The organism is [Flexibacter] sp. ATCC 35103, assembly GCF_001975985.1.
In the GTDB taxonomy this organism is placed as follows: domain Bacteria; phylum Bacteroidota; class Bacteroidia; order Flavobacteriales; family Flavobacteriaceae; genus Flavobacterium.
This window is the reverse complement of sequence record NZ_MTQF01000003.1, coordinates 213,929-238,615: the sequence shown is the minus strand read 5'-3', so window position 1 is coordinate 238,615 and position 24,687 is coordinate 213,929. Positions and strand designations below refer to the sequence as shown.

At 33.4% G+C, this 24,687-nt stretch carries 23 protein-coding genes; 2 read left to right on the top strand and 21 right to left on the bottom strand.

The window, feature by feature from the left end:
* Nucleotide 1 precedes the first annotated feature (1 nt).
* Nucleotides 2-1,201, top strand: coding sequence for an FtsX-like permease family protein (locus BXU01_RS05340; RefSeq protein ID WP_083692056.1), 1,200 nt, complete (start codon nucleotides 2-4; stop codon nucleotides 1,199-1,201).
* Between the two features lie 171 nt (nucleotides 1,202-1,372).
* Nucleotides 1,373-2,800, top strand: coding sequence for an MATE family efflux transporter (locus tag BXU01_RS05335; RefSeq protein WP_083692055.1), 1,428 nt, complete (start codon nucleotides 1,373-1,375; stop codon nucleotides 2,798-2,800).
* Nucleotides 2,801-2,869: 69 nt separating this feature from the next.
* On the opposite strand, the gene dusB is transcribed toward BXU01_RS05335, so the two are convergent.
* The 21 genes from dusB to BXU01_RS05230 all read right to left on the bottom strand — a co-directional run bounded on the left by dusB (nucleotide 2,870) and on the right by BXU01_RS05230 (nucleotide 24,687).
* A complete protein-coding gene (dusB, locus tag BXU01_RS05330) occupies nucleotides 2,870-3,862 on the bottom strand; it encodes a tRNA dihydrouridine synthase DusB (protein WP_056243765.1) in 993 nt (330 codons plus the stop codon).
* Nucleotides 3,863-4,014: 152 nt separating this feature from the next.
* Nucleotides 4,015-5,301 carry a phenylacetate--CoA ligase family protein gene (locus BXU01_RS05325; protein ID WP_083692054.1) on the bottom strand — a complete coding sequence of 429 codons (1,287 nt, stop codon included), beginning with the start codon at nucleotides 5,299-5,301 and terminating at the stop codon, nucleotides 4,015-4,017.
* The gene (locus tag BXU01_RS05320; RefSeq protein ID WP_083692053.1) at nucleotides 5,298-6,965 is read right to left on the bottom strand and encodes a C45 family peptidase; all 1,668 of its coding nucleotides are present in this window, start codon (nucleotides 6,963-6,965) and stop codon (nucleotides 5,298-5,300) included. The genes BXU01_RS05325 and BXU01_RS05320 overlap by 4 nt, the downstream gene beginning before the upstream one ends.
* Nucleotides 6,966-6,975: 10 nt before the next feature.
* On the bottom strand, nucleotides 6,976-8,493 hold the full coding sequence (locus tag BXU01_RS05315; RefSeq protein WP_083692052.1) for an NAD(P)/FAD-dependent oxidoreductase: 1,518 nt from the start codon (nucleotides 8,491-8,493) through the stop codon (nucleotides 6,976-6,978).
* Between the two features lies 1 nt (nucleotide 8,494).
* On the bottom strand, nucleotides 8,495-12,175 hold the full coding sequence (locus BXU01_RS05310) for a 1-acyl-sn-glycerol-3-phosphate acyltransferase (RefSeq protein ID WP_083692051.1): 3,681 nt from the start codon (nucleotides 12,173-12,175) through the stop codon (nucleotides 8,495-8,497).
* Between the two features lie 169 nt (nucleotides 12,176-12,344).
* Nucleotides 12,345-13,532: a DUF2062 domain-containing protein gene (locus BXU01_RS05305; RefSeq protein WP_083692050.1), complete on the bottom strand. Its 1,188-nt coding sequence runs from the start codon at nucleotides 13,530-13,532 to the stop codon at nucleotides 12,345-12,347.
* A gap of 19 nt (nucleotides 13,533-13,551) precedes the next feature.
* Nucleotides 13,552-14,037, bottom strand: a complete 486-nt coding sequence (locus BXU01_RS05300) for a hypothetical protein (protein WP_083692049.1) — start codon at nucleotides 14,035-14,037, stop codon at nucleotides 13,552-13,554.
* Between the two features lie 2 nt (nucleotides 14,038-14,039).
* Nucleotides 14,040-14,411: a 3-hydroxyacyl-ACP dehydratase gene (locus BXU01_RS05295; protein WP_083692048.1), complete on the bottom strand. Its 372-nt coding sequence runs from the start codon at nucleotides 14,409-14,411 to the stop codon at nucleotides 14,040-14,042.
* Nucleotides 14,412-14,417: 6 nt separating this feature from the next.
* On the bottom strand, nucleotides 14,418-15,050 hold the full coding sequence (locus tag BXU01_RS05290) for a porin family protein (protein ID WP_083692047.1): 633 nt from the start codon (nucleotides 15,048-15,050) through the stop codon (nucleotides 14,418-14,420).
* A gap of 36 nt (nucleotides 15,051-15,086) precedes the next feature.
* The gene (locus BXU01_RS05285) at nucleotides 15,087-15,722 is read right to left on the bottom strand and encodes a hypothetical protein (protein ID WP_083692046.1); all 636 of its coding nucleotides are present in this window, start codon (nucleotides 15,720-15,722) and stop codon (nucleotides 15,087-15,089) included.
* Nucleotides 15,688-16,314 carry an outer membrane lipoprotein carrier protein LolA gene (locus BXU01_RS05280; protein WP_083692045.1) on the bottom strand — a complete coding sequence of 209 codons (627 nt, stop codon included), beginning with the start codon at nucleotides 16,312-16,314 and terminating at the stop codon, nucleotides 15,688-15,690. The genes BXU01_RS05285 and BXU01_RS05280 overlap by 35 nt, the downstream gene beginning before the upstream one ends.
* A 78-nt stretch (nucleotides 16,315-16,392) precedes the next feature.
* Nucleotides 16,393-17,175: a polysaccharide deacetylase family protein gene (locus BXU01_RS05275; protein WP_083692044.1), complete on the bottom strand. Its 783-nt coding sequence runs from the start codon at nucleotides 17,173-17,175 to the stop codon at nucleotides 16,393-16,395.
* The gene (locus BXU01_RS05270) at nucleotides 17,172-18,233 is read right to left on the bottom strand and encodes a beta-ketoacyl synthase N-terminal-like domain-containing protein (RefSeq protein WP_083692043.1); all 1,062 of its coding nucleotides are present in this window, start codon (nucleotides 18,231-18,233) and stop codon (nucleotides 17,172-17,174) included. Before BXU01_RS05270 ends, BXU01_RS05275 begins: the two co-directional genes overlap by 4 nt.
* 1 nt (nucleotide 18,234) lies before the next feature.
* Nucleotides 18,235-19,431 (bottom strand): beta-ketoacyl-[acyl-carrier-protein] synthase family protein, encoded by a 1,197-nt coding sequence (locus BXU01_RS05265; RefSeq protein ID WP_083692042.1) that lies wholly within the window; start codon nucleotides 19,429-19,431, stop codon nucleotides 18,235-18,237.
* Nucleotides 19,432-19,559: 128 nt separating this feature from the next.
* Nucleotides 19,560-19,817: a phosphopantetheine-binding protein gene (locus BXU01_RS05260; protein WP_017496902.1), complete on the bottom strand. Its 258-nt coding sequence runs from the start codon at nucleotides 19,815-19,817 to the stop codon at nucleotides 19,560-19,562.
* Between the two features lie 2 nt (nucleotides 19,818-19,819).
* The gene (locus BXU01_RS05255) at nucleotides 19,820-20,437 is read right to left on the bottom strand and encodes a 3-oxoacyl-ACP synthase (protein ID WP_083692041.1); all 618 of its coding nucleotides are present in this window, start codon (nucleotides 20,435-20,437) and stop codon (nucleotides 19,820-19,822) included.
* Between the two features lie 7 nt (nucleotides 20,438-20,444).
* On the bottom strand, nucleotides 20,445-20,981 hold the full coding sequence (locus BXU01_RS05250) for a hypothetical protein (protein ID WP_083692040.1): 537 nt from the start codon (nucleotides 20,979-20,981) through the stop codon (nucleotides 20,445-20,447).
* Entirely contained in the window at nucleotides 20,978-22,117 is a 1,140-nt protein-coding gene (locus BXU01_RS05245; protein ID WP_083692039.1) for a beta-ketoacyl synthase, read from the bottom strand. Before BXU01_RS05245 ends, BXU01_RS05250 begins: the two co-directional genes overlap by 4 nt.
* Nucleotides 22,118-22,231: 114 nt before the next feature.
* Nucleotides 22,232-22,681 (bottom strand): thioesterase family protein, encoded by a 450-nt coding sequence (locus BXU01_RS05240; RefSeq protein ID WP_083692038.1) that lies wholly within the window; start codon nucleotides 22,679-22,681, stop codon nucleotides 22,232-22,234.
* A complete protein-coding gene (locus tag BXU01_RS05235; RefSeq protein WP_083692037.1) occupies nucleotides 22,656-23,945 on the bottom strand; it encodes an ABC transporter permease in 1,290 nt (429 codons plus the stop codon). Before BXU01_RS05235 ends, BXU01_RS05240 begins: the two co-directional genes overlap by 26 nt.
* Nucleotides 23,935-24,687 (bottom strand): ABC transporter ATP-binding protein, encoded by a 753-nt coding sequence (locus tag BXU01_RS05230; RefSeq protein WP_083692036.1) that lies wholly within the window; start codon nucleotides 24,685-24,687, stop codon nucleotides 23,935-23,937. The genes BXU01_RS05235 and BXU01_RS05230 overlap by 11 nt, the downstream gene beginning before the upstream one ends.

Below are 24,687 nucleotides of genomic sequence, written 5' to 3'. Positions count from 1 at the left end.
ATTGAATTTCCCCCTTTACATAGCCAAACGTTATATTTTTAGCAAGAGTAAAAACAATGCTATCAATATTATTAATCGTATTGCCAGCATGGGAATTATTGTTGGTACAATGGCTTTGTTTGTGGTATTATCCGTTTTTAGCGGATTAAAAATTTTTAGTCTTTCGTTTACAAACGAAATAGATCCCGATTTAAAAATTACAAGTACATACGGAAAATCATTTTTGATTACACCAGATCAGGAAAATCAGATTAAAAAGATTGATGGTGTTGTTTCGTACACCAAAATTATTGAAGAAAGGGTTCTGTTTTTGTTTAAAGACAAACAGCAGGTAACCTATCTAAAAGGAGTCGACAAAAACTATCCGGTTGTAAACGATATCAAAAAAAAGCTCTTTAATGGCGAATGGTTTAAGCCAGGTACCTATCAGGTAGTTATTGGCTACGGAATTGCTCAGGATTTTTCGATGGGAATTCTTGATTTCGAAAATCCATTACAAATTTTTGCTCCAAAACCCGGAAAAGGAGCAATTGAAAATCCTGATGAAGCATTTAATAAAACAGATGTCCTGCCAGTTGGAATTTATTCGATCAGTGAAGATTTAGATTCAAAATATGTTTTTGCAGACTTGGGTTTAGCACAGGAATTATTGATGTACAAACCCAATCAAATTTCGGGAATAGAATTTAATCTGAAAGATAATGTCAATGAAAATGCTATTAGTGATCAACTAAAAACAATTTTCAATAATAAAATCACATTAAAAAACAGAGCCCAACTTAATGAGTCTTTGTACAAAATGCTGAATACAGAGAATATTGTTGTTTACCTGATTTTTACTTTAGTAATTATTGTAGCACTTTTTAATTTAGTTGGAGCTTTGATTATGATGATTTTAGAAAAGAAAGGAAACTTAAAAACCCTTTTTAATCTGGGAACAGAAATCAATAGCCTGCGAAAAATATTCCTGCTTCAGGGAACTTTACTCAGCGTTTTTGGAGGTATAATTGGCCTTGTCCTGGGTATTATTTTAGTGCTTTTACAGCAACAATATGAACTAATCATGATTACGCCAACCTTGGCATATCCCGTAGTTTTCAATCTCGAAAACGTAGTTATAGTTATGGGAACGATTGTATCACTAGGTTTTGTAGCTTCTTTAATTGCCAGTAGCAGAGTAAGTAAAAAGTTATTGGATTAATATTTCTTCCTAAAAAATATTACTTATATTTATCCTCTTAAAAAACTACAGTTTATGATTGTTTCTGCCTAATCCTATTTTATTTTTTTGAATAATTAGGATACTTACGTTTATTTTTTCGAGTTCAGATTATTGTATCTGAGCTAATACCATTTTTTATCCTAACACATCATGACAGAAACAACAATAAAGAAAAGTTTATTTTCTAAAATTTTCACCACTTTAAAACAAGCAATCAAAGGAGATGAATCTTTTGATTATACCGCAGGAAGCATAAAAAAAGCCGTTATTCTATTGGCCATCCCGATGGTTTTAGAAATGATGATGGAATCTGTTTTTGCTTTAGTCGATTTATATTTCGTAGGACATTTAGAGCATAGCAGTTTTGCCATTCAAACCGTTGGTTTGACAGAATCTGTCCTTACTATTATATATTCAGTCGCAATTGGTATGAGTATGGCTGCAACAGCAGTTGTAGCAAGACGCATAGGCGAAAAAAATCCTGTTGCTGCAGCAAAAGCCGGAATGCAGGCTATTATAGTTGCATTGATAATTAATACTATCATTAGTATTCTGGGAGTTATGTATGCCAAAGAAATTTTGATTTTGATGGGTGCATCTGCAGAAGCCGCAGAACACGGTTATATCTTTACTCAAATTATGATTGGCGGAAGTTTATGTATTATGCTTTTATTCCTGATCAACGGAATATTTCGTGGAGCCGGAAATGCCGCTATTGCCATGAAAAGTCTTTGGTTAGCGAATATTTGCAATATCATTTTATGTCCAGTATTAATTAATGGTCTTGGGCCAATTCCAGCTTTTGGATTAACAGGTGCAGCTATAGCAACAACATTAGGGAGAACCATTGGGGTGTTGTACCAATTATATCATTTGTTTTGGGGTAATGGAGTTTTAAAAATTAAAATCTCCTATTTCATACCGGATTTTCATCAGATAAAAGCATTAGTCAAAATAGCCGCTCCCGGTGTTTTACAATTTGTTATTGCTTCTTGCAGCTGGATATTTCTGGCGCAATTGGTTGCAACAACAGGAGGCGATCATGGATCAGCAGGGTATCAGACGGCGCTTAGAATCATGATGTTTTTTATTCTTCCGGCTTGGGGATTAAGTAATGCCGCAGCCACGCTAGTTGGACAAAACTTAGGTGCAAAACAAATCGATCGTGCCGAAAAATCAGTTTATACCACAGCCAGATACAATGTCATTTTTATGGCAACAATCATGGTAATTACACTATGTTTTGGAAAGTATATTATTTCTTTTTTTACTAATGATGAATTGGTAAAAACAATAGCTGTTGAAGCTTTACAGATTATGAGTATCGGATTCATCTTTTACGGAATCGGAATGGTTTTAATCAACACGTTCAACGGGGCAGGAGATACCTGGACACCAACCGGAATTAATTTTTTTGGTTTTTGGCTGTTCCAAATTCCGTTAGCCTATATTTTGGCGAAACATTTTGATATGGGACCAAAAGGAGTTTTTATTGCAATTCCGGTTGCAGAAACTGCTATAACATTAGCGGGAATATTTTTCTACAAAAGAGGAAAATGGAAACGTATTCAAGTATAGTTTAAACAAAAAAGACCTTCAAATTTTGAAGATCTTTTTTGTATTAGTATCTTTTATAAAGATTATAATTTAAACAAATTCATATCCGGCATAAACTTGTTCTATCTCTTTCATAATTGCAAACAAATTTTCAGGTTCATCAGTAGTTACCAGTTTTTGCTTGTATTCTTTAAACGAATGAATTCCTTTAAAATAATTGGTATAATGACGGCGCATTTCAACAATTCCTAAGCGTTCGCCTTTCCATTCCATTGACCACATAAGGTGATTTCTGGCGGCTTCTACACGATCAGCAACTGTTGGAGCAGCTAAGTGTTCACCCGTTTTAAAATAATGCTTTATTTCATTAAAAATCCACGGATAACCAATTGCAGCACGACCAATCATGATTCCGTCGATGCCGTATTCATTTTTATATTTTAATGCTTTTTCAGGATTGTCGATATCACCGTTTCCAAAAATGGGCATTGTAATTCTCGGGTTGTTTTTTACTCGGGCAATATGCGACCAGTCAGAATGTCCTTTATACATTTGCGCACGAGTTCTCGCATGAATCGTTAAAGCCTGAACACCAATATCCTGAAGTCTTTCTGCAACTTCATCAATGTTGATAGAATTTTCATCCCAGCCTAAACGCGTTTTTACCGTTACAGGCAAATCTGTACTTCTGATAACTGCTTTTGTCAAACGAACCATCAAATCTACATCTTTTAAAACTCCGGCTCCGGCACCTTTACAAACTACTTTTTTTACCGGACATCCAAAATTAATATCCACCAAATCAGGTTTTACCGTAGAAACAATTTTAGACGAAAGCGCCATTGCTTCTTCATCACCACCAAAAATCTGAATTCCAACCGGACGTTCATAATCAAAAATATCCAGCTTCATTCTACTTTTAATAGCATCACGAATCAATCCTTCTGACGAAATAAATTCAGAATACATCATGTCAGCTCCGTGAGTTTTGCATAATCTGCGAAACGGCGGATCACTAACATCTTCCATTGGTGCGAGTAATAAAGGAAATTCGGGTAATTCTATGTTGCCAATCTTGACCATCTTCAATATTTTGTGCAAAATTACAACTTTTTAGTCGAATTGGCACAATTCGAGGTACAAAGGCTCAAAGTAACAAAGGGACAAAGGTTTTTTTATAACGTTGATTAAGAGCCTTTGTCCCTCTGAACCTTTGCAACTTTGCACCTATAAAGTTACCTATAATCAAAAAAACGAATTGGTTTTCGGCTCATTGGGTTAAAAACTAAAGGATTCAAAGTTTCTTTTGGGGCGAATTCGATTTTTGGTGTAACCCTTAATTTGGCTCTAAAGTGATCTTTTATTTCCTGTAAAAATTCAGCAGATTGATTTTTTACCGCAATTTTTATCAGGATTTCATCCGTTCCTAAATCGTTGGTTGAGATCTCGATAATATGATTTTCGATATTATCAAAACCACTTAAAACATCGTTCATCGCTGGCGGATAAAGTGTTGTGCCTTTGTATTTAATCATTTGTTTTTTACGTCCCACAACTGGTCCAACGCGCAGTGTATTTCTGCCGCAAGCACAAGGACTATTGTGTAACTGAACAATATCTCCGGTTTTAAAACGGAGTAAAGGCATCGCTTCAATCCCTAAAGTAGTAAAAGTCAATTCGCCAATTTCGCCCTCTTTTACAGGAATATTATTTTCGTCGAGAACTTCAACAATAATTAATTCCGGATGATGATGACCACCATTTCCGTGTTCACATTCGGTAAAAGCAGTGCTCATTTCTGTAGAAGCGTAAGTCGAAAACAACTTGATATTCCACTTTTCAGTGATTTTATTCGATAAGATATTCATCGAAAAATCCTGATTTCGTAAAGATTCCCCAATGCAAATTGCACCTTTTATGCTTGAATTATTATAATCAATTCCGTGTGCTTCCGCATATTCAATTAACTTCAATAAAAATGAAGGAACCGTAATTAAATAAGAAGGTTTATATTTTAAAATAGAATCCCATTGCAATTCCGGAATTCCGGCTCCAACCCGAATTACGCCAACTTTTAGTTTTCGTAATCCCAGAAAATAAGCCAGACCAGCCATAAATTTTCTGTCAATTGTCGTCATTAATTGTACCACATCGCCTTCGGCAATTCCCGCGCAGGCAAACGAAATAGCTTCATTATAAGCCAATCTGTCTAAGTCAGAATCTGTTAAACCAAAAGTTACAGGATCTCCTAAAGTTCCTGAAGTCGACGCATAATCAATAATTTTATGTTGCGGAACACACAAAAAATCATCATTGTATTCTTGTAAATCTTCTTTTGTTGTTACAGGCAAATATTGTAAATCTTCGAGGGTTTTAATCTTAGAAACATCAATGTTTTGTCCTGCAAAAAGACGTTTATAAAAAGGAGAATTCTCGCTTATATAGTCTAAAAGTTCCGCTAATTTTTGCTCTTGAAAATTTTTAATTTGTTCTAAAGAATCTTTTTCTATTAATGGAATCATTGTAATTTTCTTTTGATTTTTTTTAAATATTTTTCAATTGCTGTTTTATCAGGAACTGTTGTAATTTCTTTGGTTAATGCTTTTTCAAAATTGACCTGAGAAAGGCGGTATTCTTTTTTTTGATAAAAGTACAACCCTGCTTTGTAATACACAACCCAATAATCAGGGTTTAAAGATTGATAATTCGCGATAAATTCAGGACTTATACTTTCTTTGTTTTTTAGATATAAATCTATTTTATCATCTTCAATTCTAAATTTCTGATAGTTTTTATAGGAAACAGTTTCCAAAAAAGGATCTTTTGGAATGTCTAAATTCACTTCTTGAAAAGAAGTGATCGCATTCATTTTTCTCTCTTTGAAAATAGAATCTAAATTATAGCAAACAAATTCTCCTAACTGATACGGATTTGCAGACACCCAAACCAGTTTTTCTTTAGGTTTGAAAATTACGCCATGATGCGCCATCAATTGATTCAATGCTTTTTCGTTTCCATAACCCAGCGCCACATTTTTAAGACCATTTTTATTTCTTAAAATGTCAGAAGCAATTTTGGGATTTATTTTAGGATTCTCTGCAAAAAGTTCCTGCATTCGTTCAAAGCGATATTCAGAATGACTATTGGCAATTTGCAATTGATTTCTCTTTTCATCCTTTAAACCTTCTCCCTGAAAATGATTCGAACATATTAATTGATTACTATTAGGCACTTCGTAAACGTCCATTTTTTTAGGTGAAACCTCAATTAAAACCGCTTTATTATCGTTTGCACTTCCTACCATAATTGATTCAGAAACAAAAACTTCTGTTTTTTTAGCGATAGCAATTGCTTCTTCAATATTTTTTGCATGCTGCAAAATTTCACGTGTCAAGATAGAAATTGGGGTTTTGGCAATTAAAGGGATTTTAGATTTCGAAGCATTTATCGTAACCGTCAAACCTTGTTCATTCATTCCTGAAACAGCGCCAATCATTCCGGGCCAGGTGACCATCATAAATTGATGTCCTTCTTTGGGATTTATGAACGCTACGATTTTATTTTCTGCGAAAGCGTCACTAACATAAAAATCAAAATTACGTCCCAGTATTAAATTGCCATCTTCAGATTTTTCTCCCCAGGCAGCAAAAGAAGAGCAGCCAACCAAAGCCAAATCTTGCAAAGCATGACCAATATCGTGCGCAGCGTGCAAATACAAACTTCGCTGATATTGCGGTGCAATATTCTCAAAATCATTCGAAGTATATTGCGAAACCCCAAAAATTTCGACTTGATATTCATCAGGAACATTCGAATATAATTTTCTGTTGTACCATTTTAGAAAATTTCGAAGAAGCCGCTGTTGAAATTTAGACGGAACGATATCCTTTATTTTAGAGAAAAAAATATGCTCCTGATTTTTTAAAAGAGAATCAGATAAAGCACCGGTGTTGAGACCAATTTCCAGAGGATCGCCTTCAACATATAATTCCCAAAGACCTTGTTTGTTTTTTAAAAGTGAATTTTTTCCAGAGATAAAAACGCTGTCAGATTGTTTTATTACAACTGGTTTTGTAGCATTGTATTGAGAAATTTCAGGCTGATGACGCATAGATTTTGACGTTCCGCAAGAGGCTAACATCAATAAAAAACCAACGAAAAAAAATAAATTAATTCGGCTTTTCATATCCACACGTTTACTCAGATACTTTATTAATTTTAGTTACTAAATATTCCTTTCCAAGAATTTCTGAACAAGTTACAACAGCGCCAATTGTTACACCTAAAACGCCGTGCATATTGATACTTTGACCTGTAAGATACAAATTATCCAGTTTGGTTTTTGACGGAATCAATGTTTTCATAGGATTATTAGAGTCTTTAACATAACCATACATATTGCCATTGTCGCCCCCAATATAATCCCGGTACGAGAGCGGAGTAGAGGTGTGAACAGATTGAATACAGTCTTTAATTCCGGGAAATTTTATTTCAATTTCATTTAAAAATTTAGCAGCTTTTCGCGTTTTAAATTCTTCATAACTTTCTCCACGATCATTCTCATCAACCGTTGTATTAAAAGTTTCGATCCACGGGGCAACATCATCATATTTCATGTACGTGATAAAAGTCATTCCTTCGGCCCATTCTTCTTGTTTTTTCGATGCATTCATAGAAGCCATAAAAGCTTTTGGCCAGGAATTTTCATCGTAATCATGCGCTGTCCAGACTTCGCTGCTTTTCTTGAAATGATAATGATTGTGATTGATGTATTTGAAAGTTTCAGGTTTAAAAACAATGTATAAGCTAAATGCCGAAATAACGCCTTCCAGACTCTGAACCCTGCTGTAAAATGATTTTCTGAAGTTTTCTTCGCCCGCCAGTTTTAGCGTTGTTTTTGGTTCTATGTTCGAAATAAAATAAGAACCCGAAACCTGAGTTCCGTCTTTCATACTTACCGAAGTAACTTTTTTATTTTCGACATTAAATCGGATAACTTCTTTGTATTTATAAAATTCGCCGCCGTGTTTTTTAAGCTGTTTTAAAAGTTGTTTCGTAATCTGACTTCCGCCATTAATACAGCGCCAGGAACTTTGAATGTAGGAGTTTACAGAAAGGGCATGAACATAAAATGGCGATTTATCCGGAATGCCGGCATACAAAAAATTAGAACCTGCCAAAACAGCTTTTAGTTTTTCATTTTGTGTGCATTCCTCAATTGTTTCTTTGGCATTAAGTGCCAGAATTTCGTTATCATATTTTCCTTCCCATTCTAAATTATAAAGCGGAAAACATTCGCAAATTGATTTTATTTTTTTACAATAATCCTCGATGTTGGCTTTTTCATCGGGGAAAAATTTTACTAATTGATTGGCAAAATTATCATAACCCTGCGCATGGGGATATTCGTTTTTATCATCTTCAAAAGAGATAATGTCAAAACCATTTTCATCTAATTTTTTTAAATTAAGATGATCCATGATTCCTAAATACTTGAAATATTTGTATAGATTTTGATCTTCTCCCAAGCCTCCTATGTAATGGATTCCGGTATCAAAAATGGTTTTATCGCGTACAAAAGTTTGCAGATTTCCGCCATATTGATTGTTTTTTTCAAGCACACAAACGCTATAGCCTTCTTTAGCCAGAATAATTGCCGAAACTAATCCGCCTAAACCGCTGCCTGTAATGATGACATCGTATTGCTCTTTCATGCTAATTTTTCTTTAATACGATTATAGAATTTTCTTCTGAGACAGTTTCAAAACCAAAGTTAATTAAAGTGTTTTTTAAACCCGAAACATTGACTAAAATAACACAAGAAGTTGTAGAAATTATTTTTTCAAGATCATATTTATAATTCTCATCAGAAATTAAAACAGCATCATATTTATTTTCTAAAGCTAATTGAATATCGTCCGGATAAGAGATTTTTCTCTTTTTAAGGAAATAATTGGTTTTGGCAACTAGTAATTTTTCTTCATCAGAAATAAAAGAAAATACTTTTCGCTGCGGTTCCTGCAAAGTCAGTAAAACATCTAATTGGCCATAATCATTGGCTAAATGCAATATTTTGGCTTTCGCCGAAAGGTATTTATTGAGATTATAATAAGTTTCTAAGTTATGTTGCAAATCGCTTTTTACACCATCCGTAATTTCAATTTCTTTATAATCATAACTATGAATAAGCATTTTTTTGAAATATTCCGGCCCCTCTAATTCCTGACGGACTTTATGAAATTCTTCTTTAAAATAAGCACTTAACAGTTTTGTTCTTTCAGCATAATTTTTACCAAAAGAAAGATTATCCGGAGAAATTCTTTCTAAAATTGAAAGGGTCAGATGACTATGATGAATAACAAAATCACCTTTTGGAATTGCTTCTGAAGCACCGTGAATTAAAACAGGAACTATATCCAGATTAAATTCCTCGGCAAGATAAAAGGCACCTTTATGAAAACGATTGATCTGATTGCTTTCTGAGCGTGTTCCTTCCGGAAAAATCATTAATGAATATCCTTCGTTTACTTTTTGTCTCAAGTGTTCAACGCCGCCTTCAATTCCTTCTGAAACCGGATAAAAACCTGCTTTTCTAACCGTACCGCCAAAAATAGGAGAATTGTAAACCCAGTCGTTTACCAGAAAAATAATTTTAGGACTCAACATTCCCATTGCCAGAATATCAATAAACGACGAATGATTGGCAATTATGATGGCCGGTTTTTCAAAATTTTCATTAAATTTATTAATCACTTTTTTATGCAAAAACGGATTCGAATATAAAACCGAATTCATAAATTTTGAAATGAAATATCGGAAACCTTTCATTTTTGATTTTTCATTTATCGGGATAATCGGCATTATAGTGATGCTAAAAAGCGACATCAAAATACCACCAAGTCCATAATACGTAAATGAAATAATACCATGAATAAAAGTTCGCAAGACAAAAGGAGGATTTCCTTTTTTAGAACGATTTGATATAAAAAGTTTAAACAGAATTGGGTAGAAAATAAATGTAATAATCAATGCTGCAAAAACCCCAATTAAGGAAACAGAAGAGATCGATCGCAACGCAGGATGACGTGCAAAAATCATTGCTCCAATTCCTAAAATAGTGGTAATAACTGCCAGGATTATAGAAGTTCTGTAAATTGCAATTTCATTTTTTCCGTTGGTATATTCTTTTTGAAGTGCGCTTGTCATGAAAATACTAAAATCGACACCATGACCAAAAATCAACGTACACACAATCATACTGAAAATGTTCATTTGAATACCAAAAATGCCCATAATTCCTGCCGTGACAATTCCGGTTAAAGCGATTGGAATACAGCTTACAATGACCAATTCCAATCTTCTGAAAAAGAAAAATAAAATCAGTATTACAGCAACAAATGAATAATTAACCAATGAATTAAAATCGGTTTTCAAAGTACTGAAAAACGTTTCATTCATTTGCTGACGATCAATTGCAATCAGATTTTTTTTGGCTGAAGCCGATTTTACAAAAGCATCTCGTTGTTCCGGCGTAACTTTTACTAAAGTCGAAATGGTGAAAAATCCATTTTTTTCGGTTACGAATTCCTTCAATTGCAAAGCCTGAACTTTGAGATATTCTTGTGCCGAAACAGGCTTGAAATTATAATCTAAATGATCATAAAAATTAGAATAAGTGGTAGGTTTAAAACCGAGTTTTGAACCTTCGGCAATTAATTCAGATTGTAGAAGTTGTTTTTTATTGTGGTCCCAAAACGAATTCCACTTAGCGATTTTTTCCTGTTGTGCTGCCTGTGAAAGCATAATCCCGCCAACGGAACTAAAATTTAATATTTTATTCGTTTGTTTTTCTTTTGATAAATCGGCAAAAAGCTGGCTGTTGTTTTGCAAAACTTCCTCCATACTTTTTCCGTATGAAGCCACATAAATTGTTTTTGACGTTAAACTGGTACTTTCTTCCAGATCTTTTTCGGCGGCTTTTATTTCTTTAGGAACAAAATTCAATTGCGATAAATCATTATTAAAGCCAACATTATTGTACGTAAAACAACAAACGATTGTAATTAAAACACAAAATCCAATTAGAAATTTATTGTTATGAAAGGAGAAATGAGCGAGTTTATCAATGACATTTTTCTTGTGATCAAAATTATTTTCTTTTGGTTTATACAAATGCGGCACAATCAAAAGCGAGAAAAATGCTGAAGCCATTACGATTACGGCGGCAAAAATCCCTAAGTCATTTAAGGCGTCAGATTTTACAAAAAGCAAACACAAAAATGCAACTGCCGTTGTTGAGCTGCTCATAATTACCGGCATTGTAATGTCTTTGTACAAAGTTTTTACATCGCTGTTATGTTTGTAATGCGTGAGAATATGTATCGAATAATCGATTGTGATTCCTAATAAGATAGATCCAATTCCCAGAGAAATAGCAGAGATTTGTTCTTTTACAAAATATAAAAAAGCTACGGCAAATAAAGCTCCAAAAACCGTTGGAAGAAAAATAATTAGCGGAATTAATACTTTTCGATAAAACAAAATCAGGATCAGCATTAAGGTGATCATCGCGATTGTTGTCGTTAAAATAATATCGCTTTTAATTTGATTTGCATTCGCAACCGCAATCAAAGCCGAACCAAAATAACGAATCGAAGTTTTGCTTTTGAATTTCTGATTTAGATTTTCCTGAATCGATTTTAGTTTGTTTGCAAAAATGGTATTCTTTTCTGTTTCGCTTGATGGAAGGTTTGAGGTTATAAAAAGCAATAATTTCTTTTTGTCTTTCGTCATTACAAAACCATTGTTGAGCGTAAAATCATCACCAATATTTAATTGTTGTAATTTTTTTAAAGCAATAAACGAAATCCCAAGCGGATCCTGCAAAATAAAATCTTTGGTTACAAATCCTGATGGAGAAATAATCGACTTGTAATTTCCCTGAACGGTTGCCGCAATACTGTCTTTTTGAAGTTTATTCTGAATGGCAGCGTAATCTTTGTTTTCCAGAAAAAGAGGCAGGTTATTGTAAACAAAATCTATGGTTTCCTGAATGTTTTCTTCGTCAATTTTTCCCTGAATTCCCGTTACATATGGTTTACAGGATTTAGCAACACTGTCAGAAAATGCAGTTGCCATTTCTTTCAAGTCTTCTTCAGAACCGTTTTTTTCGAGTTTGAAGATAACAGTGATTTTATCAGCAAAGTTGAGTTGTTTCAAGACCTTGGCCGTAACATCAGACTTATCGTTTGTTGGAATAAGCTTTGTAATATCTTCTTCAAATTTAATTTGAGAAGCAAAAAAGCCAAAAGCGAACAGCATCAAAATGGCCAATACAACCGATAACGTTTTTCGTCGGTTTACAAATAAGTGAATGGCGTAGAAATAGTGATGCATAATTATTTATATTGTTTTCTTTTGCCACAGATTAAAAAGATTAAATTGATTTTAATTTCTGTGTCAGTTCGCCACGAATTTCACGAATTTTCGCGAATTAATTTGTGCTAATTTGTGAAATTTGTGGCGAAAAAAATCAGTGTAAATCTTTTTAATCTGTGGCAAACTTTTACGTAATATTCGTTTTATTCTTCGAACTAAAAGCCGTTAAAAGTAAATAACTTATGAGACCAACTGACAGCGCCAAAACGGATGCTAAAATAAGACTTCCCACGATATATTGTGTAGCATTTTTTTGAATATCATCAAGTGTAACTGAACTATCTAAAATTAATGGTATATCATTCGATACAAAGTAGCTTCCCATTTTTAAGGAACCGTATATTACAAAAGGGATAAAAGGCGGAAAACTCACATTCGAAGCCAGATAAGCAATGACTTTATTGAGCCTGAATAAAGCAGCGAATGTAAAAAGTAAAACGGTTTGAAATCCCCAAAAAGGAGAAATTCCGATAAAAATACCCAAAGAAATTGCAGCTGATTTTTTGAAATTAGAGTCGGAACTTTCTAAAATATCTTCAAGAAAGAATTTTTTAAAGCCTTTTTTTTTTGCTCGTCTGAAGAAATCTCTCGGTTTAATGTACAACAATGCGTTGATAACCAAAATCGTATTTAGAATACTAATTCGGGTAAAATCCTTAAAGGGTCGAAAATGAGAAACACGTTCTGCGGGATCATATAAAATCTGGATCGGAATATTTTTAACCACAATACCTTTCCAGGCAGATCGCACAATTACTTCAATCTCGAACTCAAATTTATTGGTATAAAATTGTTTCGGAATCAGGTTTAAAGGATATAATCGAAATCCGGACTGCGTATCTTCCAATACAATTCCGGTTTCGAACTTAAACCAGAAATTTGAAAATTTATTACCAAAACTGCTTTTCTTCGGCACATTTTCCTGTGTCATATTCCGACTTCCAATCAAAAGAGAATTGGGTTCATTTTGAATTTCTTCAATAAAATTAGGAATATCAGAAGCAAAATGCTGACCATCAGAATCGATTGTAATGGCATATTCAAAATTCATTTCGATTGCTTTTCTAAAACCATTTCGAAGCGCTCTTCCTTTTCCTATATTTCGAGGATGGTGAATTTGAGTAAGCTCCGAATATTGTTTTAAAATTTCGTTCGTTGTATCTGTAGAACCATCATTGACGATGATAATATTTGTGGTAAAATCTAAAATAGAATCCAGCACTTTTTTCAACGTTTTGTGATTGTTGTATGTTGGAACAATAACACAAAAATTGGTCGAATTAAGTAATTCCTGCTGAGATAAAGTTGGTCGCATTTGGGATTTTTTTCTTTACCTACTTTACAAATTGCTTCTCTTTTTCAGAGAAACTCTTTGATTGCAAAACAAATTCTTTTAGATAGTCTTTCAAAGCACCACTTTGTTCTGCATAATGTGTAGTGATGAATTTTTTATCTTCTTTAATATTTTTTTTGTAGCCAGTAATTCCGGGAACATCTTCCTGAATACTTAATCGAATCATCCTGATTTCGATATTGTTTGGATCACTTTTCAAAGTCGCTTCAAGAAGTTTTGCACCTTCTTTAAAACGGGAAATTTTACTTCCTACAATATTTTGAAATTTAGAATCTACTAAAATTGAAGCTGCTTTGTAAGCCACTAATATTTTATCATCGTTGTTTGAAATACCGGAAAGTTTTTCGGTAAAATCTTTGGCATTTGCTTCTGATTTTGCAACATCAGGATAAATTTTTCGGATAGATGCCAAATCAGGGTTTCCGGCAAAGTTTATCCATAGAAGTATTGACAATAGTAATTTCATAGTTATAATTTTTTATACGTATTGCTTAATTTTAAAGCAACCGTATCGTTAAAATATGTGGTGTTTTTCACCTTTACCAAATCATCTTCTGTGGTTGTTATATCAAGTTCGAGACGCAATTCCGGATTTGTTTCCGGATTAATTAGTGCCATGAATTTTACATTGGTCAGTGTTTGTATCATCAACGAACTTTTTGTGATTGATTCTGTAAGTTCTTTAATAATCTGAATCATGCAAACGCCCGGCATAATTGGGTTTCCGGGAAAATGACCTTCAAAAACCTCATGATTGGCATTAACTAATATACGAATATTATATTTAGCATCTCCTGTTTTTTCTTCTGAAAGAACTTTATAAAAGTCTTTTAATACCATATTTTTTTATTTTACTTTAAAAGTATAACTAATACCAATCTGGAAAACCTGATTTAAAATCAGATCATTATAGTAATAGCCATCATCATAATCGATTCCGTCGTAACCATAAATGTCAATCAAACCTTGTTTAAATCGTGCTTCAAAAGTCAATCCATTTGGCAGCGTATATCCTAAACCGGCAACAATAGACAAGTCAACTCCTTCAGGACTAGTTCCAAATTTGTCAAAATTATCATCTGTCTTAAAATCGATTGATGGTCCGGCTAATACGTGAAAACCTTTTCCTTTAAAATGAAATTTACCCACAGCTCCAAGTGTCAGATAATTTATTTCAGCCTTAGTATTTCTGGAGTAAAAATTTGGATCTCCCGGATTTTCAAAAGCCAAAGAAGAGAGACGAAAATCAGTACCTTGTCTGGAATAATTTAATTCAGGTTGAAGCGTAAAATATTTATTGAACTTAATAGCCACTAATCCACCAATATAGAAATCAGATTTCGAACTAGTATTTCCCGGCATATTACTTAAATCAGATATGTTTAAACCTCCACGAAGTCCTGGACTAACAGTTACTTGTGCATTTGATGTTATAAGACCAATAAATAAAACAAAAGCAAATACAGTTAATTTTTTCATTTTGGTTTGATTTAAAGTTTATGATTCGTTTCTGTTTTATTCCGATTTAAAATAATTCAACTCAATTTTCAACTTAATATTCTGATGGACAATCTCAATCTTTTCGGCAAAAATATTGTTTTCTGAACTAAATGTCAGTGTAAATTTTTCTTTTGTTTTAGACGAATGAACAACTTTCTCTAATTTCTGATCCTTTTTCGAAATGAAAAGATAATTATCGTATTTTCCATCTTTCGATTTATAAATGTTATCTAAATCATTTTCAAATTGTTCCTGAATCTGATATTCTTTTTTTAGCAATAAACGAAAATCTTCTTTCAGTGTATTAATCAGGATTTTTCGATCTAATTCTGATACAATCGAGTTGACTTTAAAATCGGTATCCGAAATCTCAAAATCCATTAATTTGTTTCCGAATTCAGTTGTAAAAACAATTCGGTGTGTTGTATCGTTTATTTTCTTGGCGATGAAAATTCCGCTGATTTCATTTCCGTAAACTGTTATATTCGTTTTATAAACATAATCTGTTTTTGAATCTGAAAAATAGGGAACTTCATAAGACGTTTTGTCTAATTCTTTTTGAGTATAATTTTTTGTGACCGAGCCACAAGAAACGAATACTAGCGCCAGAAAGCAATTAATTATTAAAAACTGAATCGTCGATTTTTGCATTGATCACTTTATTTTTAAGTACAATTTTGGTATAATCTTCAGATGATTCTAATAGTTTTACCTGAACCACAGTTGCTTCTTCTTTATCGAAAGTCAATTCGATTTGTTTGATGTATTTCTTCAACGTCGCATCTTTCGGAATAAATTTCGCCAGATTTTGACCTTTCAATTTAAAATAAGATATTGTAAATTCCTTATCGTCAAACATATTTCCGCTTACGCTGCCAACGATTAATTTGTTGATTCGGCCAAAGATTTTGCTGTTGCCAATATCAACCGCACTTTTTTTGCCTTCGTCGTTAATCAGGATTTTTCCATTCTTGAAAACAATACTATAATTGTATGGTTTTTTATATTGCCATTGAAGAAGCGCAGGTTCTTTAAAAACCATTTTCCCCGAAGTTTCAATGTCTTTCGATAAAAAATCCAAATGTTTATACTGAACAAAATCAGTACTTAAAGTTTTGATTTTTTTCGACACGACATTTACATCTTGCTTGAAAGCAACAATTTCTGCATCTGTCATTTTTTGTTCCTGAGCGAACAAACTGCCTGATATAAATAGAATTAGGAGAGCTATTTTAGTTTTCATATTTTGTTAAAAGTTGTTTAGCAAGACCTAACAGGTTTTTAAAACCTGTTAGGTCTAACGGTATGAATCTTTGTTTAATCAGCGTTCAATTTGGTAAGCTTTAAGATTCAAAAGTTCTTCAATCGAAATCACTTTATAATTGTTTTGCTGTAAAAATTGCAAAAACTGTTCCAATACCAAAACCGAGTGTGATGCTGTGTCGTGCAAAAGTACGATTCCGCCGGGAGAAATACGTTTTATAATGCGGTTGAAAATTAATTCCTGATTTTTTGTTCCTCCGTCGAGCGATCGAATATTCCAGCCAATTACTTTATGTTTGGTTATTTCTAAAGCTCTCCTGATCGATGGCGTCGTAACTCCGTAAGGCGGACGAAAAAAGTTTATTTTTTTTGAAGTATATTTTTCCAGAAGTTTATCTGTTTTCTGAATTTCTTTTCTAATTTTTTCAGCATTATAAAAATCAAAAAATTTAGAATGACTGTACGAATGATTCCCAACCAAATGACCGTCTGCAATAATTTGTTTTAGGATTTCAGGATGTGCTTCGATGTTTTTTCCAATGCAAAAGAAAGTGGCTTTTGCATCGTATTTTTTCAGAAGTTCTAAAACATCCAAAGTAAAAATGCTTGGTCCGTCATCAAACGTAATGGCGATTTTTTTCTCTGTTTCTAACGGATTATTACAGAAAGCTTTTATATGATAATTCGAAGAAATTCGGGAAGAACCAAAAGCGTTAATTCCTAACCAAATTAAAATTACAACAACAAACCACCATATGTTTATTGCTGCATAAAAATTCAGAAGAAATAATAAGAGCAATAAAAAAACAAAAAATAGTGATATGTTTTTGTGCGTTATCATTTTGTGATTAACGTAAAACTATGGTTTTTTCCGTTTAACTGATTGTATAATAAAATGGTTTTGTAAACTGGTTTTTCAACTGAATTTACTTTTATGATTTCCGGAACTTCCTGTGTTTTTAAAATTTTAGCCGCCATCCAAAAAGCAAAAGCCGAAGCAGTATCATATTCACCGCTCAAATGTTTGTAATATAAAACAGTTGTTTCTGCAAAAGCATTTTCTGCAAGATTTCTGTAATAATTTTCGAAATTTACGTTTCCGTCGAAACCTAAAACTAAAGCATCAATATCAGAAATTTCTAAATTATTAGATTTTAAAAACAATTTAACTTCAGCTTCAATTTCGTTTTCTTCCAGAGTATTTACAATTGCGATATCCAGAACTTCTGCATACGTATGATCTTTTCGTTCATTTTCTAAAACAAAAAAACTGGCACCTTCACCATAAACGGCTCCGCTTGTTGTAGAAGTCAAAACATCATAAGGTGCTTTGTTGTCTTCTTTTATACGACCGGAAAGTTTAAAAAGGGCAGTAGTATAATCTCCATTTTCATCAACTCCGCCAATTAAAACCGATTGCACTTCGTCTTCTTCGATTTGCATTTTAGCATCTAATAAAGCCGACTCAAAAGAAACGGCACCATTTACATATGTAAAATTATACCCTTTACATTGTTGTAACAAAGCGATTTGCGCACCAACAGTATTATGTGTAGATTGAATAAAAGATGTTGGCGTTAAAAATTCTTCGTTATTATCGAGAATACTTTTCAGGAATTTTTCAGAATCTTCGATACAACCTAAACCGGTTCCGGTAATAATTGCATCTACTTTTTCGACATTGGCATCTTTCATTGCCAGAGCCGAAGCAACGATTCCGTTTTTTACACCTTTTGCCATTCTGCGGCTTGCGGCAGGAGAAATGTATTCTTTGTAAGCCGGTGGAATTATTGCCAATACATTTTGATCATGATTTACAATAGCTTCTTCTAAAAAAACAGTATCAAATGTTTTTTGAGTCGAAATACAACCTACTCCATTTATATATGTTTTCTTCATTTTAGCTTTTTGAAAATATAAGGGTAGAACAATTTCCTCCAAAACCAAAAGAGTTGGATAAAACGTGTTCGATATTTTTATTCTTTGCAGTAGTTTGAGGTTGCAAATCAAATTCTTTCATTGGATTTTCGAAATTCAAATTTGGGTAAACCACATTATTCTGAATCGCCAAAACACTGTAAACCGCTTCGATTGCTGCTGCTGCTGCTAAAGTATGTCCGGTAAAAGGTTTAGTCGAACTAAAATCAGGTACTTTTTCGTCCTGATAAATTCTCAACAATGCTCTTCCTTCAGATAAATCGTTGTTTGGAGTTGCCGTTCCGTGTACGTTGATATAGTCGATTTGAGAAGGTTTTAAACCCGAAACTTCAAAAGCTTTTTTCATCGCTAAATAAGCGCCATCACCATTTTCTGAAGAAGCAGTTTGATGAAAAGCGTCGTTTGCATTTCCGTAACCGGAAACTCTTGCCAGCACTTTTTTATTTTGCTTCTCGACAATTTCATCTGATTCTAAAACCAAATATGCAGCTGCTTCGCCAAGGTTTAATCCTTTGCGTTCGTTGTCAAAAGGTTTGTTGAAATCGTCTGATAAAATCATCAAAGTCTTAAAACCGTTAATCGTAAATTTTGCCAAGCCATCAGCTCCGCCAACAATAACGCGATCTAATTTTCCGGTTTTAATTAGTCTGGCGCCCAACATAATCGAGTTTGCTGCAGACGAACAAGCCGTACTAATTGTGGTAACCATTCCTTTTAAACCCAGTTCTTCGGCAATTTTCTCAGCAACATCGCCACCGTCATGGCAGGCAATATATTTTACCAATTCAGGATGTTTAAAATAATCGTAATAATGTCTTTCAGTCATGTCCATTCCGCCTACACTTGTAGCCGAAATAAGCCCGGTTCTAAATTCGTTTATCGATGTAATTCCTGCATTTTCGACAGCTTGTTTTGCCGCCAAAGTCGCGATCATTGCCGTTCTTGAAAAGTTATTATTTTCAGTAAGATTCAATTCATCAACCAATTCTTCGTTGGTTTTTTTGATTTCACCTACTTTAATAACATCTGCATGAACTGTAGAAATATTTGTGATACGAGAAATACCAATTTTATTTTCGATCAACGAAATATAATTTTCCTCGACTGAATTTCCAATCGAAGAGATAATTCCCATTCCTGTTATTGCAACACCTTTCATTTTAGACTTCTTAGATTTTTAGACTTGCTTAGACTTCTTAGATTTTTGACTGGCTTAGATTTTTGATTTCTGGATTTAGACAGTTTTTAGTCTAAGAAGTCTAAAAATCTAAACCAGTCTAAGAAGTCTTACTTCGTTCTGTTAGCGCTAATATAAGCCGCCATAGTTTCGATCGATTGGAAAATGGTTTTTCCTTCTTTCGGATCTACTAATTTAATTCCGTAATCTTTATCTAAAATCACGATCAATTCAAGTGCATCAATTGAGTCTAAACCTAAACCATCTCCAAACAAAGGATCGTTATCAGCAATGTCTTCGATTGCGATATCTTCAAGATTTAAAGTAGTAATGATTTTGTTTTTTAATTCTTCTTTTAATGCTTCCATGATTATTTATTATATAATGTATTGATATTTTCGTTTTTATATTCTTCGTTTTCTTCTTTACTAATAATGCAAAGAAAAGCTTTATAACTGTCATTAAAAAATTCTACCCAACCACAAAGGACTGCATCAGTTTTATTTGTGTTTAACAGAATATCTGAATAGTTAGACAGAAATTCAGTGTTGAAAGCATCAAATATAAAGAAAGAATTTTCACTTTTCAGCTGATGGCGAATACTTATTTCGCCCAAACAAATATTTGGTAACGTGTAAACAAAAACCGCCGGACTCGGAAAATAGTTTTCTTTGTCTGAAATCGATTCCTGATACTTAACATCAGTATCTAAACTCGACGATTTATTGGCCAAAACCAAAGCAATATTGTTTTCTTGTTCAGTTGAAGTTATCGGACTCAAAAGTAATTCAGATCCTAAAAAAGCCAGTTTGCTCAAAGCATCCATTTTGAAAAACTTCGGGTATTGAATATCAAAATTGCGATACGCTTGTTTCGAGAAATCCCCAAAATCCGTTGGTTCAATTTTGAATATAGAAGTTCCATTCAAAACAATTTCGTTGTTTTGAACGGTGATGTAGGATTGTATGTAGGTTTTGTTTTGAGTCATTTTGTTTTTAAGAACATAATTTTTTAATGTCCGCTTTTAAAAGTAACTGTGAAAAAAGAACAGGAAAATTTGTTTTATAACCTTTTTTAATCATTGTTATATAAATGTTATTTTTGTCTAGAATAAATATTCTGCTTGACTTGTATAAACTACTAATTCCGTAATTGTCTGATTTGTTATAAATTATTATTTCTTTTGAATTTGCAGCTCTCTCAAACCCTAATTTCTTACAATATTCAGTAATAATTGTTCTATTTTTTTCAGCGTTATATTTGCTTACAATTTTCGTAAGATGTTTTTCAGTCGCCTTTCGATAAATTGTATAAGCAAAAAAGAGACTCTCCAAAAACAGAAGATAATATTCGGTTCCCGTTTTTGAATGATCTCGATATGGATCGTAATAAAGTAAAAAAGGACAAATAAATCCAAAGCTAAAAAACACAAAAAGAACTATGGTGTCAAATATATCAAACCAGCTTTCAGAATAGACCAGTTTGCTCTTGGCTATACTTTTCTCGATATCTATGTTTTTTAAACGTCTCATTTCATCTTTTCAAAAACCACAGCCGTATTACAACCTCCAAATCCAGAAGCCGTCTTTAAAAAATAATCAATTCTCGCTTCTTTATTTTTCTCAATAATACTAATAGCTTCACTAACACCAATTTCATCAAAACCTTTCGATTCAAAAAGTATGTTTTGGTTTACTGATTCAATCCCAATTACCGTTTCCAATAATCCCGAAGCGCCTAAGGTATGACCGTAAAATCCTTTTAAACTATTGATGGGAACATTTTGTAAACTTAAACGGTTTAGTGCAATGGCTTCCATCTCGTCGTTAAACGGAGTTGCGGTTCCGTGTGCTGAAATATAATCGATTTTGTCAACTTCTATTTGGGCTTCTTTCAACGCATTTTGTATACTTCTAAACAAACCTTCGCCTGTTCTTGACGGACCCGAAATATGATTGGCATCGTTTATAGAACTGTCTCCAATAACTTTTATTTTAGCGTTTTTGGCTTCCGCCGAAATTAAAACAGCAGCGGTTGCTTCGCCTAAACTTACACCGGTTCTGTTTTTAGAATACGGTTTACAAGGTGAATCGCTCATTGCCTGAAAAGAATTAAATCCAGACAAAACAAATTCTGAAACTTCATCTCCTGCAATAACAAAAACATTATCATACAACTCAGACTGAATCATTCTCTTTGCGACCGAAACTGCTAAAATTCCAGAAACACAAGCATTCGAAACTACGATAGGTTGTGTTTTGAATTGAAAGAAATCGGCAACATTTTGAGCTAAAACATCTAAATGCGCATTATTAAAACTCTCTTCAGAGTCATTTTTTAAAGCCGTAACATTTCCTTTTGTGGTAGAAAGTATAAAAGCAGTTTTTGAATTTAATTCTACTTTCGAACTTTTGATAATTGGCTCTAAAGCCAGAATCATCATTTTCTCTAAACGAGAATATTTTGTTTCAGTACTTATTTTTTCAAAAGCAGTGTTTATTTTTTCATCATTAATGATAGAAGCATAAAATGGTATTGGCATTAAAGAAGCATCTTCATGCAATTGAATTCCAGAATCGCCACGAAGAATCGCTTCAATATTCGATTGAACATCAAATCCTAAAGGCGTGATACAATTCGTTTCATTAATATATACTTCTCTGATCATTTTATCTTTATTTCTTGGCTTCTAAATAGCCCACAGATTTCACGGATTAAACAGATTTACACGGATTTATTAATTTTTAATTCGTGAAAATGGGTGTAATTCGTGTTTGAATTTTTATTTTATCAATCCCACTTTTCGTTTCCATTCTTCATAGAAAGGAGGATTTGTCAACATTAGATTTCCGTCGCTGTCTAAAAATACCTGAACGGTTTCGCCAGTGCAGGCAACTTCGCCTTTGGCATCTATAATTTTAAAACGGTAAATCATTTTTGCTGCCGGTGTGTCTACGACCGTTGTTTCGATTGTCACCACATCGCCGTAACGCAAAGACAATTTGTGTTCGCATTTCGATTTTACAATTGGAGTTGTATAACCCGTATTACCAATATCTAAATAGGTAAGTCCGTGTTGGCGTCCAAAGGCTTCACGTCCGTCTTCAAAATAGGTAATGTAATTGCCGTGCCAAACAATTCCAAGCGGATCAGTTTCGTTAAAACGAATTCTGATTTCGTGAGAAACGGTTAGGGCAGTGGCTTCGTTATACTGTTCTTTTCTTTTTGTCATAAAATAAGGCAATGGATGTTGTGATAATAAAGAACAAAAATAACAAACTTATTTTTGGGATGATTTCCAGGAAAGAAACGTTACGTAATAATACATCGTAGAAAGCTTCCAATCCCCAATTCATTGGTGACGATTTTGCGATATATTGCATAATGGTTGGCATTGCAAAAACAGGAACCCAAACACCGCCAACAGCGGCAAGAATTAGTACACTTGTTGCGCCAAACGGTGCAGATTGTTCTTGTGTACTTGCTACGGTTCCTAATAAAATTCCGAAACCTATGGCGGCAAAACCAGAGAATAAAGCAACGACACTCATTAAAAATAAATGTCCTTCGATATTTAAAGACGGTAAGCCAATATGCGGAAATAAAAATACCGCAACAGCAACCATCATATAAAACTGAATCATGCAAATGACCGAATAGGTAATGGTTTTACCTATAATTACCACAAGATTAGAAACCGGATTGGTCAATAATCGAACGAATGTTCCTTGCGATTTTTCTTTTACAATATTAATAGACAAAGGAATCACGATAAAAAATATCGCAAAAAGTGTCCACGCCGGAACGTTGTGTTGTACCGAGTTTGGACGAACTTCTTTGTTGTTGATTTTAGGAATTATTTCTTTGAAAGTAATGAAACTTTTTTGCTCAAATTCAGCTGTTCCTTCTCCTAATTGATTTTGAAAAGTGGTGTAAATTGATTTAGTTTCGATTTGAGAAATCATTTTATCAATCGAACTCATTACGGCATTTTTGAAACTCATTTGAACCGCCGGATCAAAATACAATTTCACTTCTTTTTCTTTAATTACTTTAGGCTTTTCAGTTTGTGCTGTAGTATCTGTTTCTACTAAGCCCATTTTGCTGATGATGTTCTCAACATTCTGATCGATTTTGGTTTGCAAATCAATGCTTAGATTTTTCGGAATTATAATCGCCAACTGAAATTTTCCTTTGTAAACGGCTTCTTTCGCCACTTCTTCGGTGATAGGTTTATTATCAATTTGAGTAACAACGCTAAACAAATTGCTTTTTTCGAGATTGTCAAAAACCGTTTTAGATACAGAACCCTGATCATTATCGACTAATAAAATCGGAATTTTATTGTCGCTAATCGTTTTAAAAGTACTGTCTTGTATTAAAGTTACCGTAATTACTAAAACCAACGGCATGATAAATAAAATAATTAATCCGCCTAAATCTCGTTTGAGCAGGAGGAATTCTTTTACAACCGACATCCAAATTTTATTGACCATCTCTAAAATCTTTACCGGTTAATGAAATAAAAACTTCTTCAAGGTTTTGTGCTTTTTCTGTCGAAGCAATTAAATTTGATGGTGTTCCTTGTACAAAAATTCTGCCTCGGTCGAGAATGGCAATGTTGGTACAGAAATCTTCGGCTTCAGCCAAATGATGGGAAGTGTATATAATAGTAGTTCCGTTTTTATTTAAAACTTTTAAATAATCGATAATCGCATTTTTAGATTGTACATCGACTCCAACTGTTGGTTCATCTAGAAACAACACTTTTGGATTGTGTAAAATTCCGGCAATCAAATTGACTCTTCGTTTCATTCCGCCCGAAAAAGTTTCGATACGTTTATCTGCGAATTTCAATAATCCCAAAAGATCTAAAGTTTCGATTACTTTATCTTTTAAGTAAGCGCCTTTTAAACCGTACATACTCCCAAAATAATGCAGATTTTCTCTGGCTGTAAGCGTTGGATATAAAGCATATTCCTGGGGAACAACTCCTATAATTTTTTTGATTTTTGATGAATGATGCGTATAGTTTAAATCATCAATTGTAAAATGTCCTGAAGTTGGTTTTATCAATCCGCAAAGCATGGAGATTAAAGTGGTTTTTCCGGCACCATTCGGGCCTAATAATCCAAAAATCTGACCTTCATTTATTTCCAGCGAAACATCATTCAAAGAATACTGGTCAGCATCTTTGTACTTTTTCGATAAGGATTCTATTTTTATGATGGGTTTCAA